The 14849-nt window shown below is 62.9% G+C and carries 10 protein-coding genes; 7 read left to right on the top strand and 3 right to left on the bottom strand.

The window, feature by feature from the left end; translation table 11 throughout:
• Positions 1-14: 14 nt before the first annotated feature.
• A complete protein-coding gene (locus KJS47_RS10400) occupies positions 15-782 on the bottom strand; it encodes an electron transfer flavoprotein subunit beta/FixA family protein (protein ID WP_213524809.1) in 768 nt (255 codons plus the stop codon).
• 42 nt (positions 783-824) lie between these two features.
• The gene (locus KJS47_RS10395) at positions 825-1409 is read right to left on the bottom strand and encodes a fatty acid metabolism transcriptional regulator FadR (protein ID WP_213524808.1); all 585 of its coding nucleotides are present in this window, start codon (positions 1407-1409) and stop codon (positions 825-827) included.
• A gap of 205 nt (positions 1410-1614) precedes the next feature.
• Here KJS47_RS10395 and KJS47_RS10390 point away from each other — a divergent pair, with 205 nt between their 5' ends.
• The 7 genes from KJS47_RS10390 to KJS47_RS10360 all read left to right on the top strand — a co-directional run bounded on the left by KJS47_RS10390 (position 1615) and on the right by KJS47_RS10360 (position 13925).
• On the top strand, positions 1615-3774 hold the full coding sequence (locus KJS47_RS10390; RefSeq protein ID WP_374707012.1) for a heterodisulfide reductase-related iron-sulfur binding cluster: 2160 nt from the start codon (positions 1615-1617) through the stop codon (positions 3772-3774).
• Positions 3775-3785: 11 nt separating this feature from the next.
• Positions 3786-6182, top strand: coding sequence for a 3-hydroxyacyl-CoA dehydrogenase/enoyl-CoA hydratase family protein (locus KJS47_RS10385; protein ID WP_213524806.1), 2397 nt, complete (start codon positions 3786-3788; stop codon positions 6180-6182).
• A gap of 25 nt (positions 6183-6207) precedes the next feature.
• Complete coding sequence (locus KJS47_RS10380) at positions 6208-7392, top strand: acetyl-CoA C-acyltransferase (protein WP_213524805.1); 1185 nt, start codon at positions 6208-6210, stop codon at positions 7390-7392.
• 29 nt (positions 7393-7421) lie between these two features.
• Positions 7422-9206, top strand: coding sequence for an acyl-CoA dehydrogenase family protein (locus KJS47_RS10375; protein ID WP_213524804.1), 1785 nt, complete (start codon positions 7422-7424; stop codon positions 9204-9206).
• A gap of 32 nt (positions 9207-9238) precedes the next feature.
• Positions 9239-10939 (top strand): AMP-binding protein, encoded by a 1701-nt coding sequence (locus KJS47_RS10370; protein ID WP_213524803.1) that lies wholly within the window; start codon positions 9239-9241, stop codon positions 10937-10939.
• A 30-nt stretch (positions 10940-10969) separates the two neighbouring features.
• Positions 10970-11395 (top strand): PaaI family thioesterase, encoded by a 426-nt coding sequence (locus tag KJS47_RS10365; protein WP_213524802.1) that lies wholly within the window; start codon positions 10970-10972, stop codon positions 11393-11395.
• A gap of 349 nt (positions 11396-11744) precedes the next feature.
• On the top strand, positions 11745-13925 hold the full coding sequence (locus KJS47_RS10360; RefSeq protein WP_213524801.1) for an alkaline phosphatase PhoX: 2181 nt from the start codon (positions 11745-11747) through the stop codon (positions 13923-13925).
• A gap of 234 nt (positions 13926-14159) precedes the next feature.
• Here the strand turns inward: KJS47_RS10360 and KJS47_RS10355 are convergent, their stop codons facing one another.
• Entirely contained in the window at positions 14160-14711 is a 552-nt protein-coding gene (locus KJS47_RS10355) for a GNAT family N-acetyltransferase (protein ID WP_213524800.1), read from the bottom strand.
• Positions 14712-14849: the final 138 nt, after the last annotated feature.

Below are 14849 nucleotides of genomic sequence, written 5' to 3'. Positions count from 1 at the left end.
TTCACTCGTCTCGGTTAGAGTACGTTCGACTGCGTCCGCAGCAGCTGGACCAATTGAGCGGCCTGGGCCGGCAGCTCGCCCTCGAGCACGCGGCCCGCCTGGCGCGGAGCCGGCAGGAACAGCTCGGCGCGCGCTGTCCTCGCCGCAATCTGCTCGGGCGTCACGGACAAGTCGTCCAGCGTCAGCTGGCGGAACGGCTTCTTCTTCGCCTTCATAATGCCCGGCAGGGAAGGATAGCGGGGCTCGTTCAGCCCCTGCTGCGCCGTGAAGAGAGCGGGCAGCCGGACCGCCAGCGTCTCGAGATCGCCCTCTGCGTCGCGCTGGACGGCGGCCTCGCCGCCGCTCAGCTCCAGCTTCGTGACGGAGGAGACGTGCGGAATGCCCAGCAGCTCCGCAAGCCGGACCGCCACCTGGCCGGCTCCGTTGTCGACGGAGAAATTGCCGCCGAGCACCACATCGTACGCCTGATCGGCGAAGAATGCCGCCAGTACGCGGGAGAGCGCGTATTCGTCGGCGGGAATTCGGTCGTCGGCAATCAACACGGCCTCGTCAGCGCCCATCGCGAGCGCGGTCCGCAGCGCTTCCGCTGTGCGCTCTGGGCCGACGGACACGACGGTGACGGTGCCGCCCGCCGCTTCCTTGATCCGGATCGCCTCCTCGACTGCATACTCGTCGTACGGATTGATGACGAACTTGACGCCTTCCTCGGATACGCGGCCATCCTGCAGCACCACCTTCTCCTCGGTATCGAACGTCTGCTTCAACACCACATACACATTCATACGGCATGCTCCCTTCCCCATCGTAATTATGGCATTATGGTTTCAGGGCCGGAGGGCCCTGAGGAAAAACTCGACCGTCTTATCGACCTGGGAGGTCAGCGAATACTTGCGGCCCGAAATGAGCCACGAGGTGACCGTCTCGTCCATGCCTCCGAAGATCAGGAGCCGGGTCAGCTTCGGATCGAGATCGGCGCGGAAGGCGCCTTCCTCCATGCCCTGCAGGAGGACAGCCTCGATCAGCTGGATATACGGCTTGACCGTCTGCCCGATCGCCTTGCGCAGCTCGAGAGAGCTCTGGCGCAGCTCGATCTGGGTCACGTAGGCGAGCTCGGGATTGCTCTCCAGCTCCGTGTAATGGATCGTGCAGATCCGGCGCAGCGCTTCGGGCGCCGTCTTGGAATCCTCCGCGCTCTCCTTGAACTTGCCGACCAGCTCCCCCAGCCGCTCGCGGAACAAGGAGATGAGGATATCTTCCTTGCTCTTGAAATATAAATAGATTGTTCCGTCGGCTACCCCCGCCTCCCGGGCGATCTTCGACACCTGCGAGCCGTGATACCCCGTTTCGGCAAAAACCTTCACGGCGGCATCGAGAATGCGCTCAAATTTCTCCATTTTTTTACTTGCCATCATGTCACCCCGGTGTTAGAATCCTAAGTGAAAGTGAATGAATGGTCATTCAGTTTTCTGATTCCATCTTATGTAATCCACTAAACGTTGTCAACGTTCCGGGTCATAAGATTTTTTAAACAGAACCGGTGTAAGGGCTTTCAAAAAGGAAGCCCCGAGCCTTCCCGGACGATCGCACGCGAAATCTGCGAAAGGAAGGATGCTCATGCTCTGGTCGTGGATTCTCTATCTCGTCTTCCTCCTGACGGTGGGATACGCCCTGTCCCTGTTCTACCGGGCGGTCTGGCACCGGTATCTGTACATCAAGCTCGGGCAGCCGGCGGACCGTCCGTTCGACTGGAAGGCCCGTGCCGGGGAGCTGGCCGCCCAGGCGTTCGGCCATAAGAAGCTGCTCAAGGACCGTAAGAGCGGCATCATGCATCTGGTCATTTTTTACGGCTTCCTCATTCTGCAGCTCGGCGCGCTCGACCTCATCTACACCGGCCTGTCCGGCGGCCGTCCGCTGCCGATTCCGGGCTACCCGGTATTCGGCTTGACGCAGGAGATCACCGTCCTGCTCGTTCTGCTGGCAACTGGCTACGCCGCTTACCGCCGCTACGGCGAGAAGCTCAAGCGGCTCAAGAAAGGCTGGAAGCCGAGCATCGTCCTCTTCTTCATCTTCACCCTCATGCTGTCCGTCCTGCTGTCGCTCGGCTTCCACCGGGCGTGGAGCGGGCACGAAGCGTCGACCTACGCGCCTGTCTCCTCTCTCGTCGCCGCCCTGTTCGGCGGGCTGTCTCCCGGAGCGGCCAAGATCCTCTTCTACGCCGCCTGGTGGGCGCATCTCGTCATTCTGCTGTCCTTCCTTGTCTACATTCCACAATCCAAGCACTTCCATCTGTTGACCGCGCCGGTCAACATCTTTCTGGGCCGCCGAGAGCCCGTCGGCCGGCTCAAGAAGCTCGACCTTGAGGACGAGGAGGCTGAATCGTTCGGCGCCGGCAAAATTGAAGACTTCACCCGCAAGCAGATGCTCGACTTCTATGCCTGCGTCGAATGCGGACGCTGCACCAATGTCTGCCCCGCTTCCGGCACGGGCAAGGCGCTCTCGCCGATGCATCTGATCGTCAAGCTGCGCGACCACCTGACGGAGAAGGGAGCCGCCGTCACCTCCAAATCGCCTTGGATGCCTGCCTTCGCCTTTTCCGCGCCCGGGGCGCACAGCGTGACGGAGCAGGCGGGCTCGGTGGAGGGGCTGCCGGACGGCGTCACCGATATCGGCCCGACGCTCGCCTGGCAGAAGGCTGCCTGGGTGCCTGCGGAGAAGCCGCCGGAGGAGCTGGCTCTCATCGGCGACGTCATGACCGAGGAGGAGATCTGGGCGTGCACGACGTGCCGCAACTGCGAGGATCAATGTCCGGTCGGCAACGAGCACGTCGACAAGATCATCGACCTCCGGCGCCACCTAGTGCTGATGGAGGGCAGTGTGCCGGCCGAGGGACAGCGTGCGATGACGAACATCGAGCGCCAAGGCAACCCGTGGGGCATCAGCCGCAGCGACCGCAGCAAGTGGACCGAGGAGATCGGTGGCATCCCCGTGCCGACGGTCAAGGAGAATCCGGACTTCGCTATCCTGTTTTTCGTCGGCTCGATGGGCTCCTACGACAACCGGTCCCGCAAAGTCTCGCGCGCGTTTGTCCGGCTAATGAACGAGGCGGGCGTGAACTTTGCCATCCTCGGCAACGAGGAGAGGAATTCCGGCGACACGCCGCGGCGGATGGGCAACGAGCTGGTGTTCCAGCAGCTGTGCGCCGAGAACATCGAGACGTTCCGCAAATACGGCGTCCGCCGGATCGTGACCGCTTGTCCGCATACATTCAATACGCTCAAAAATGAATATCCCGAATTCGGGATGGAGGGGGTGGAAGTGCTTCATCATACCCAGCTGCTGGAGGAGCTGCTCCGGGAGGGCCGGCTGCGGCCGAGCCATCCGGTCCATGAGCGGATCGTCTATCACGATTCGTGTTATCTCGGCCGCTATAACAACGTCTATGACCAGCCCCGGGCCATTCTCCGGGCGATCGGCGGGGTCCAGCTCATTGAGATGGAGCGGTCCCGCGAGAACGGCATGTGCTGCGGCGCCGGCGGCGGGATGATGTGGATGGAGGAGACGGCAGGCAAACGGGTCAACGTCGCGCGCACCGAGCAGGCGCTCGCCGTAGAGCCGACGGTCATCAGCAGCGCTTGCCCTTACTGCCTCACGATGATGGAGGACGGGACCAAGCTGAAGGAAGTGGACGATCGGGTGAAGGCGCGGGACGTCGCGGAGCTTCTCGAGCAAGCGGTGTTCGGCGCGGCCGCCTCGAAGGAACCAGTTACCGTATAGGAGGGATAGGCATGGCAGCATTTATCAAACAAGCAGCCGTGATCGGCTCCGGCGTGATGGGCGCCAGCATCGCCGCTCATCTCGCGAATGTCGGGATTCCCAGCCTGCTGCTGGACATTGTGCCCGATAAGCTGACGCCGGAGGAGGAGGCCAAGGGCTTGACACTGGAGCATCCCGCCGTGCGCAATCGTCTGGCAGCGGCGGCCATCGCGCGGCTACCCAAGATCAACCCGTCGCCTCTCTACGATCCGTCGTTCGCGGCCCGGATCACGCCGGGCAATCTGGAGGACCATCTGGTGCGGATCCGGGACGTCGATTGGGTGATTGAGGTCGTCGTCGAGAACCTGGAGGTGAAGCAGGGGCTGCTCCGCCGGATCGAGAGCCAATGGAGGCCCGGCACGATCGTCAGCTCCAACACGTCCGGCATCTCGATTAACGAGATGGTCCGGGACTGCGGGGAGGCGTTCCGGAAGCATTTTCTCGGCACGCACTTCTTCAACCCGCCGCGGTATATGAAGCTGATGGAGATTATCCCGGGCGAGACGACCGACCCGGAGATCGTGCGGCGGATGGCGGCGTTCAGCGAGCGGACGCTTGGCAAGGGCGTCGTCGTCGCCAAGGACACGCCGAACTTCATCGCCAACCGGATCGGCACGTACGGGCTGCTTGTCACGCTGCAGACGATGGCGGAGAAGGGGTTCACCGTCGACGAGGTCGACGCGGTGACCGGACCTGCGATGGGACGCCCGAAGAGCGCCACGTTCCGAACGCTTGACCTGGTAGGCCTCGATACGTTCCTTCACGTGGCGAACAATGTTGCCGCCCATGTGGACGATCCGGCCGAGAAAGCCGTCTTTGAGCCGCCGCAGGCGCTCCGGGAGCTGGTTGCCCGCGGATGGATCGGCGAGAAGGCGGGCCAGGGCTTCTACAAGAAGATCAAGGGCGAGCAGGGAAGCGAGATTCTGACGCTCGATCTGGCGGCGATGGATTACGCCAAGAGCCGCAAGCCGTCCTCCGCTTCGCTCGAGGCGGCCAAGGCGGCCAAAGGCGCCAAGGAGAAGACCCGGGCGCTGCTGAGCGGCAAGGACCGGTATGCGGAGCTCGCCTGGGAGATCGTGAAGAAGACGCTTGTTTATACGGCGGCCAAGGTCGGCGAGATCGCGGACACGATCCCGGATATCGACAAGGCGATGAAGTGGGGCTTCAACTGGGAGCTCGGCCCGTTCGAGCTGTGGGACGCGATCGGGCTCGTCCCGTCCGTGCAGCGGATGGAAGCGGAGGGCACCGAGGTACCGGCCTGGGTGAAGGAATGGATCGCCGCAGGCAACGCTTCTTTCTACCGCAAGGAAGCCGGCCGGACCGTCTATGTGCACAGCGGCGCTTACAAGGAGCTGGAGGAGCCGGCGGAGATCCTCTCGCTGCGCGCGCTGAAGGAGGCGAACAAGGTCATCCGCTCGAACAGCGGCGCCAGCCTGATCGATCTCGGAGACGGCATCGCCTGTCTGGAATTCCACTCCCCGAACAATGCGATCGGCGCCGACATTCTGACGATGATCCAGCAGAGCGTGGACGAGGTGCGGGCCCGTTACGAAGGCTTGGTGATCGCGAACCAGGGCCGCCACTTTTGTGTCGGCGCGAATCTGATGCTGCTCCTCATGGAAGCCCAGGACGAGGAATGGGACGAAGTCGACAGCATCATCCGGCTGTTCCAGAACACGATGATGAAGCTGAAGGGGCTTGAAAAGCCGGTCGTTGCCGCTCCCCACCGGATGGCGCTCGGAGGAGGCGTGGAGGTGTGCCTGCCGGCGGACGCCATCTGCGCGGATGCGGAGACGTATATGGGACTCGTCGAGGTCGGCGTCGGGCTTATCCCGGCGGGGGGAGGGTGCAAGGAGATGACGCTTCGCCTCAGCGAAGCGAATCCCGACCCGGAGATCGACCTGCAGCCGCATCTGAATAAGCTCTTTCTGGGCATCGGGACGGCCAAGGTATCGACGAGCGGGGAAGACGCCAAAGCTCTTGGCTACATGAGAAGCGCCGACCGGGTCATCGCGAACTCCGACTACCGGATCTACGAAGCGAAGCAGACGGCGCTGCGGCTTGCCCGCGAAGGCATCGCACCGCCGCGGCCGGGCCGCATCCGGGTGGCCGGCCGAGACGGCAAGGCGGTGCTGAAGCTCGGCGCGCTCGGCATGCATCAGAGCGGCTACATCAGCGACCACGACCTCCTGATCGCCGGGAAGCTGGCCCATGTACTGGCCGGCGGAGACGTCCCGGCCGGCACGCTCGTGACGGAGCAGTACATGCTGGATCTGGAGCGGGAAGCGTTCCTGAGCCTGTGCGGTGAGCCGAAGACCCAGCAGCGGATGCAGCACATGCTGACCAAGGGCAAGCCGCTTCGCAACTAATTCCATCCGAAAGAGGGGAAGGAGCATGAGAGAAGCAGTGATCGTCTCCGCCGTCCGGACACCGGTCGGCCGGGCGAAGAAGGGCAGCTTCGTCCATACCCGGGCGGAGGATCTGGGCAAAGCGGTGCTCGAAACGGTCCTGGACCGCGCGCCGGGCGTGAAGAAGGAAGACGTCGAGGACATCATCATCGGCTGCGCCATGCCGGAGGGAGAGCAGGGGCTGAACTTCGCCCGGATCATGTCGCTTTACGCAGGCTATCCGTCGACGGTGCCGGCGCTCACGATCAACCGGTTCTGCTCCTCGGGCCTTCAGGCGATCGCCTTTGCCGCGGAGCGGATCATGACGGGCGGCGCCGACATGATCGTCGCCGGAGGAGTCGAGAGCATGAGCCATGTTCCGATGACCGGCTTCAAGCCGTCGCCTCATCCGGCCATCGTCGATGAACGGCCGGACATCTACATCGCGATGGGCCATACGGCCGAGAACGTCGCGAAGCGGTTCGGCGTCTCCCGCGAGGATCAGGACCGGTTCGCCGCGGGAAGCCACCGCAAGGCCGCGCAGGCGATCGCCGGAGGAGTCTTCCGCGAGGAGATCGTCCCGGTGGCGACCTCCCTGCGGGGCTTCGGCGACGACGGCCGGCCGTGGGAGAAGAAGCTCGTCGTCGACACCGACGAGGGCATCCGGCCGGACACGACGGTGGAGGCGCTCGCCAAGCTGAAGCCGGCCTTCCAGGCGGGCGGCACCGTGACGGCGGGCAACGCGTCGCAGATGAGCGACGGGGCGGCCGCCGCGCTCGTCATGAGCCGGGAGCGGGCCGAGGCGCTCGGCCTCAAGCCGCTGGCGGCGTTCCGCTCGTTCGCACTGGCCGGCGTCGACCCGGACATCATGGGCGTCGGGCCGGTGGAGGCGATCCCGAAGGCGGTTGAGCGGGCGGGCCTGCAGCTGGCCGACATCGGCCTGTTCGAGATCAACGAGGCGTTCGCGTCTCAATGCCTGCACATCATCCGGGCGCTGCAGCTGGACGAGGACAAGGTGAACGTGAACGGCGGCGCCATTGCCCTCGGCCACCCGCTCGGGTGCACGGGCGCGAAGCTGTCGGCCAGCCTTATTCACGAGCTGCGCCGCCGCGGCGGCGGCTACGGCGTCGTCTCCATGTGCATCGGGGGCGGCATGGGGGCGGCCAGCGTGTTCGAAGTTTATCCCGGCTAATCTTAAATCCCATTAAAGGAGAGATGAGAATGGCGGAACAAATGACGGAGAAAGTGCTCGGCGGCAGCTTTGTCATCGCGGACCCCGATTACCGGACGATCGTGACGCCCGACGAGCTGACCGAGGAGCAGCGGATGATCGCCGAGACGACCGCGGACTTCGTGGAAGGCGACGTCCTCCCGGTCGACGAGGAGCTCGAGAAGCTCGACTACGAGCTGACCGTGAAGCTGATGAAGCAGGCCGGAGAGCTCGGCCTCCTCGGCGCCGACGTGCCGGAGGCGTACGACGGGCTCGGCCTCGACAAGGTCAGCTCCACGCTGATCAGCGAGCGGCTCGCCAAGGCGTCGTCGTTCGCGCTGTCCATCGGCGCCCATGTCGGCATCGGCACGCTGCCGATCGTCTACTTCGGCTCGGCGGAGCAAAAGAAGAAGTACCTGCCGAGCCTCGCGACAGGGGCCAAGATCGCGGCCTACTGCCTGACGGAGCCTTCGTCCGGCTCCGATGCGCTCGGCGCCAAGGCGACCGCCCGGCTGAGCGAGGACGGCAAGCACTACGTGCTGAACGGGACGAAGCAGTTCATCACGAACGCGGGCTTCGCCGATGTGTTCATCGTCTATGCCAAGGTTGACGGGAAGGAGTTCAGCACATTCATCGTCGAACGGACAATGGAAGGGGTCAGCGTCGGACCGGAGGAAAAGAAGATGGGCATCAAGGGCTCGTCCACGCGGCCGCTTATTCTCGAGGACGTCAAGGTGCCGGTCGAGAACCTGCTGTGGGAAGTCGGCAAAGGCCACCTTATCGCCTTCAACATTCTGAACATCGGCCGTTTCAAGCTCGCCGTCGGCTGTCTCGGCGGCGCCAAGGAAGCGATCCAGCTGAGCAGCCGCTACGCAAACGAGCGGACCCAGTTCGGCAAGCCGATCGCCTCGTTCCCGCTGATCGGCGCCAAGCTGGCCGAGATGAATGTGCGCACCTATGTGCTCGAGAGCATGGTCTACCGGACGGCCGGGCTGATGGACACCGGTCTCGGCGGCATCGACCATGACAGCCCCGAGGCCGGCAAGCAGTCCGCCAAGGCGATCGCCGAATACGCGCTGGAATGCTCGATCAACAAGGTGTTCGGCTCCGAGACGCTCGACTTCGTGGCGGACGAGGGCGTGCAGATCCACGGCGGCTATGGCTTCATCCAGGAGTATAAAATCGAGCGGATCTACCGGGATTCGCGGATCAACCGGATCTTCGAGGGCACCAACGAAATCAACCGGCTGCTCATTCCGGGCACGCTCATCAAGCGGGCCATGAAGGGCGAGCTTCCGCTTATGCAGAAGGCCCAGGCGCTGCAGGCCGAGCTGCTGCAGCTCGTGCCCGGCCAGACGTTCGAGGGGACGCTCGAGGAGGAGACCCATCTGCTCGCGATGGCCAAAAAGATTTTCCTCATGGCCGGCGGAGCCGCCGTCCAGAAGTTCCAGTTGAAGCTCGAGCAGGAGCAGGAGGTGCTCAGCCATCTGGCCGATATGATGATCCAGATCTACGCTCTGGAAAGCGCGCTGCTGCGCACCAAGAAGCGGATCGACAAGCTGGGAGAGGAGAAGGCGGGGCTGGCGGTCGCGATGACGCGCGTGTTCGCCCAGGAGGCGTTCGAGAAGATCGAATCGCTCGCCCGGGAGACGCTGGCGGCCGTCGATACCGGCGACATGCTCCGGACGCAGCTGTCCGTACTGAAGAAGCTGACCCGCCGGACACCGGTCAATACCGTTGAGCTTAGACGACAGATCGCCGCCCGCGTCATTCAGTCGGAAACGTACGTGTGTTAACCCTAGTTCCATTCAAATTGAGGTGAAGGGGCATGACACCAAAGCCATGGTTGCTTCATTATCCGAAGGAAGTACCGCCGACGTACCCCTATCCGAAGACGAATCTCGCCGATTTTCTCATTCAAGCGGCGGCCAATTATCCGACCCATACCGCCTTGCACTTCATGGGCAAGGAGATGAAATACGCCGAGCTTCTGGAGGGCGCCTACCGCTTCGCACACGCCGTCCGGGGGCTGGGCGTCCAGCAGGGGGACCGGGTGGCGATCATGCTGCCCAACTGTCCCCAGCTCGTCATCGCTTACTACGGGACGCTGCTCGCCGGCGGGATTGTCGTCATGACTAATCCGCTCTACATGCCGCGCGAGCTGGAGCACCAGCTGGCGGACTCGGGCGCCGCCGTCATTCTGACGCTCGACCTGCTGGTCAAGCGGGTGCGGGAGGTTGTCTCCCGGACGGCGGTGCGGCATATCGTCGTGACGTCCGTCAAGGACTACCTGCCTTTTCCCAAAAACCTGCTGTATCCGCTCAAGGCGAAGAAGGACGGCACGCCGCTGCCCGAGGTCGCCTATGAGGAAGGCGTGCACGCCTTCCTCAAGCTGATGCACGCCGCCTCCGGGACCCCGTGCCGCACCGACGTCGACGCCGACCGGGACCTCGCGATGCTGCAGTATACCGGCGGCACGACCGGTCTATCCAAAGGGGTTATGCTGACCCACTCGAACGTAATCGCCAACACGGTGCAGACTCGCCTGTGGGCTTACAAGAGCGTGCCGGGCAAGGAGCGGTATCTCGCCGCGCTCCCGTTCTTCCACGTCTTCGGCCTGACGGTGCTGATGAACCAGGCGATTCTGCTCGGGGGCTGCCTGATTCTCGTGCCCAAGTTCGAGGCCGGCCAGATTCTGTCGATCATCCAGCGGCTGAAGCCGACGATCTTCCCGGGTGCGCCGACGATGTACATCGCGCTGACGAACCACCCGGAGATCGGCAAGTACGACCTGTCCTCGATCAATATGTGCATCAGCGGGGCGGCTCCGCTCCCCCATGAGGTGCAGGTACGGTTCGAGGAGATAACGGGCGGCCGCCTGATTGAGGGCTACGGGCTGACCGAGGCGTCTCCGGTCACTCATGCCAACAACATCTGGGAGACGCGCAGGAGCGGCTCCATCGGCATTCCGTTTCCCGACACGGCCGCCAAGATCGTCCATCCGGAGACGGGCGAGGACCTGCCTCCCGGCGAGATGGGGGAGCTGGCGGTCTTCGGCCCCCAGGTGATGCAGGGCTACTGGAATGCGCCCGAGGAGACCGCCCGGGTGCTGCGCGGCGGCTGGCTGCGCACCGGCGACATGGCGCGCATGGACGAGGACGGCTTCTTCTACATCATGGACCGGATGAAGGACATCATTATTGCGGGAGGGTTCAATATTTACCCGCGGGAGATCGAAGAAGTGCTCTTCAGCCACCCCGCGATTGAGGAGGCCGTCGTCGTCGGCGTGCCGGACAAATACCGGGGCGAGACGGTGAAGGTCTACGTTGTGCGGAAGGAAGGGCACCAGCTCGACGCCAAGGAGCTGGAGGTGTGGTGCCGGGAGCGGCTCGCCGCCTACAAGGTGCCGCACCTCTACCAGTTCCGGGAGACGCTGCCCAAGACGCTTGCCGGCAAGGTGCTCCGCCGCAAGCTGCTGGAGGAAGAGTCCGATATCGGAGACTCCGAGCCGGAGAAGGTAACCAAATAAGCCGGCGGCCGACGAAAGGAGAACGCGCATATGGAACCAGACAACCGACAGGAAGCGCTCCGGCGCATGGAGGAACAGGCGCGGCCTACCTTCTGGGGCTATCTCGGATGCGAGCTCGTCAGCCTGGACGAACACCGGGCGGTCGTCGCACTGGACATCCAGGAGCATCATCTTAACCTGATCGGCATTCTTCACGGAGGCGTGCATACGAGCCTGCTGGACTCTGCCATGGGGCTGCTCGCCATGGAGGCCCGGCCGGATGCCGACGTCGTCACCTCCAATCTGAACATGCACTTCACGGCACCGGTCGGCAAAGGCAAGGTGCTTGCAACGGCCGAGCTGCTCCACCGGTCCGGCAAAATGATCACCGCCCAGGGGAGGCTCACGGACGAGCGCTCCACGCTCCTGTCGCTGGCAACCGCTTCGTTTCGGGTCATCGACCGCAAGCGGAGCTAGCGGCTGCGAGGGCCGGATCGACCGGCGCCCGAGCCGAAGCGCTTGATAGACGCACGGTTCCCGCAGGACGGAACAGAACGCTCGTCCGAAATCCGATTGGAGCTGGCGGATTCCTTCTGCCGCCGTCCCACGGCGCATGGGAATCCGCAGCACACCCGACTTTTGCCCCGACGCACATCCTCTTTTTCGTCATAGGAAGCCAGAAAGACCGGAAGCTGTTCTTCCGGTCTTTTTCTTTGTCCGCGCGGGAAACCCCTTTGCAAAAAATCAACAAAATGTGCATCGTCTGTTAACAGTTGCCCGCTATCCTGAAGAAGGAACAGAGCAAACGGAGAAAGGATGCGAAGAAATGAAGACGAGCAAACGATTGAAGTGGCTTGCCCCGCTGCTGGGGACGGCTGTTCTGGCGGCCTCCGGCGTACTGCCAGCGAAGGCGCTGGCCAAGGAGGATAACCGGGCGATCGCTTCCGCGGAGTTCATCGGCATGCCTGCACCCGCTACCCCGGAGGATATGGCGCGAGCCTATACAGAGGCCTCACTGAAGGTGACGTACCGAAACGGCGCCGTGCAGACCTTCCCGCTCACTTACAAGACGCTGTTCAAGTCGACGGACGTCATCAACGGAACCCCGGCCGGACTTGCCGTCGACCGCAGCGGGCAGCCGATCATGGACTACAGCGTGCCGGACCATCCGGTCCCGTTCGTGTCGGACGGCCCGGACGCGAACAGCCTGATGAGCATAAAAGGAGCGGCACCGACCGGTCATGGCGGCAATCCTTTGTCGCTCGTGACGCATTACGAATATATTACGAGCGACAACGCAGGCAAATCGGCCTACGGCCTCGTCCCGGCCTCCATGAGCTTGAGCACGATCGACCAGAACAAGAAGACCGGAGAGCTGAGCGTGACGGACGTGAACAAGATCGACTTCTCGGAGGTCGACGGCCTATGGATCCCGTGCAACGGCTCGCTGACCCCGTGGAATACGCATCTCGGCAGCGAAGAGTACGACCCGGACGCCCGAGCGTTCGAGAAGGACCCGAGCCAGACATATGTCGGCGCGTTTGCCAAAGCCTACGATCAGGACGACAAGAAGACAGGCAATCCGTATGCGTACGGCTACATTCCCGAGGTCACGGTTCACGCGGACAATACGACCTCGGTCGTGAAGCATTACAGCATGGGCCGCTTCTCGCATGAGCTCGGCGTGGTGGCGCCCGACCGCCGGACGGTGCTGTTCGGAGACGACGGAGGCAATACGATGATGTTCCTCTATGTCGCCGACCGGGCCGAGGATCTGTCCGAGGGGACGTTGTACGCCGCCAAGTGGATCCAGACCGAAGCCAAGAACGGAGGCGCCGCCGACCTGCAGTGGATCCGGCTCGGCCATGCATCGGACAGCGAGATTAAGACGTACATCGACCAAGGTCTGACCTTCAGCGATCTGTTCGAAACGGCGGATAAGGATACGCCGGGCTTCACGCGGATCAAAACCTATCCGTCCGGCAAGTCCGAATGGCTCAAGGTGAAGCCGGGCATGGAGCAGGCGGCCGCCTTCCTGGAAGCCCGCCGTTACGGAGCTATTCTCGGCGCCACCTCTGAGTTCAACAAGATGGAGGGCCTGGCGGTCAACCAGAAGGACAAGAAAGCCTACGTGGCGATTTCCTATCTGGAGAAGGGCATGGAGAAGGACGCCAAAGGAGAGGATCCCGCGGACGATATCCGACTGGACAAGCTCAAGGCGGGAGCGACCTACGAGCTGGCTATGCACGGCGGTCAGGAGGATGTCGAAGGCAAAGCCATCGCCAGCGAATACGTCCCGGGCGCGATGAAGGCGCTGGTCGTCGGGGAGGACTTGGCGCAGCCGGACGACAAGGGCAATACGGCTGCGGTGGACAAGGTCGCCAATCCGGACAACCTGGCTTACTCGGAGAGCCTCCGCACGCTGTTCATCGGGGAAGACAGCGGCATGCACGCGAACAACTTCCTGTGGGCGTACCAGGTAGATACGGGCAAACTGTCCCGCATTCTGTCCGTGCCGGCAGGAGCCGAGGCGACCGGCCTGCAGATGGTCGACGATCTGAACGGATTCAGCTACATCATGAGCAACCTGCAGCACCCGGGCGACGAGATGATTCTGCCCGACGGACTGAAGCAGCAGGTGGAAGGCTATATCGATCAGATTTGGGACAACAAGAAGGCCGGCTCGGTCGGCTACATCAGCGGACTGCCGTCCGTCTCCCGGATTAAGGGCGAGGCGGGAGCGGGAGGAGAGAACGCGCCAGGCAAACGCAACATCCCCCTGAGAGATGCTGCGGAAGCGCTCGGCGCCCGGGTTGAGTGGAACCAGGAGGAGCAGAGCGCCACAGTTACGCTCGGCGGCAGGACGCTGGTCGTCACGATCGGACAGACGGCCGTTCGGCTGAACGGGCAAACGGTAGAGCTTGAGGAGGCGGCGGAGCTGGTGGACGAGCGGACGTTCATCCCGGCCGGACTTCTAGAGGAGCTGGAGCTGGCGGGACGAGAGTAGGCCGGCCTCCCTCATCGGCAAAAAAAGGACCATTCGCACGGCTCGAACGCCGGCGAACGGTCCTTTTGCTTTTTGTGGATCGGACGCGATGCCCATCCACAGTCTTGTCCACATTATGAACAGCCAAAATGCTTATACTGTGTACAGTTCTGCCCTATTCATCAACATATCCACAAGATTGGTTATACACAGCAAGCGGGTCTGTGGACAAGATTAAGAAAGCGCAGCCATTGTCTACAGCCGGCTCCGGTGAAGAGCCCGGTACTCGTCCTCCAGCAGACTCATCAGAATGGAATCGTGATAGGCGTGGTCGTAGTACAGATAGTCTCTCTGGACGCCCTCCCGGTGGAAGCCGAGCTTCTCGTAGAGGCGGATCGCCTGCTCGTTGAAGGTGTACACATTCAGCTCGATCCGGTGCAAATTTGCGATCCCGAAGCCGTATTCCAGCATAAGTTTCATCGCTTCGGTGCCGTAGCCTTTGCCGCGCTCTTCGGCGTGGACGGCGACGCGGATGCTCGCGCTCCGGTTGAAGCGGTCGATCTGCTGCAGCGCGACGTCTCCGACCACGGCGCCGGTTTCGCGCGAGGCGATCAAGAGCAGCACGCTCGAGGCGTCGCCGGCCTTGGCGCTCAGATAATCGGCCAGCTGGCTGGTGGAATAGAGCTTGTGACTGCCGGTCAGCCGTCGCGCCTCGGGATCGTTGATCAGCCGGTGATACGCCTCGGCGTCGCTCGCGGCAGGAGGCCGCAGATAGATGTTCGTTCCTTTCAAATAGGCAGCAGACATGGCTTGAAACTCCCCTCTTGAATGCCCGCCGTTCTATGGCGGGTGGTTCTCTTCTAATAGACGCTCCGCCCCTCAAAAAAGGGACAGCCGCCATGCCGAACGGCACAAAAAAACTTCCGTGCGGGCTGCCGCCGGAAG

This window comes from Paenibacillus sp. J31TS4 (assembly GCF_018403265.1).
Taxonomy (GTDB): domain Bacteria; phylum Bacillota; class Bacilli; order Paenibacillales; family NBRC-103111; genus J31TS4.
This window is presented reverse-complemented; position numbering and strand designations above follow the sequence as displayed.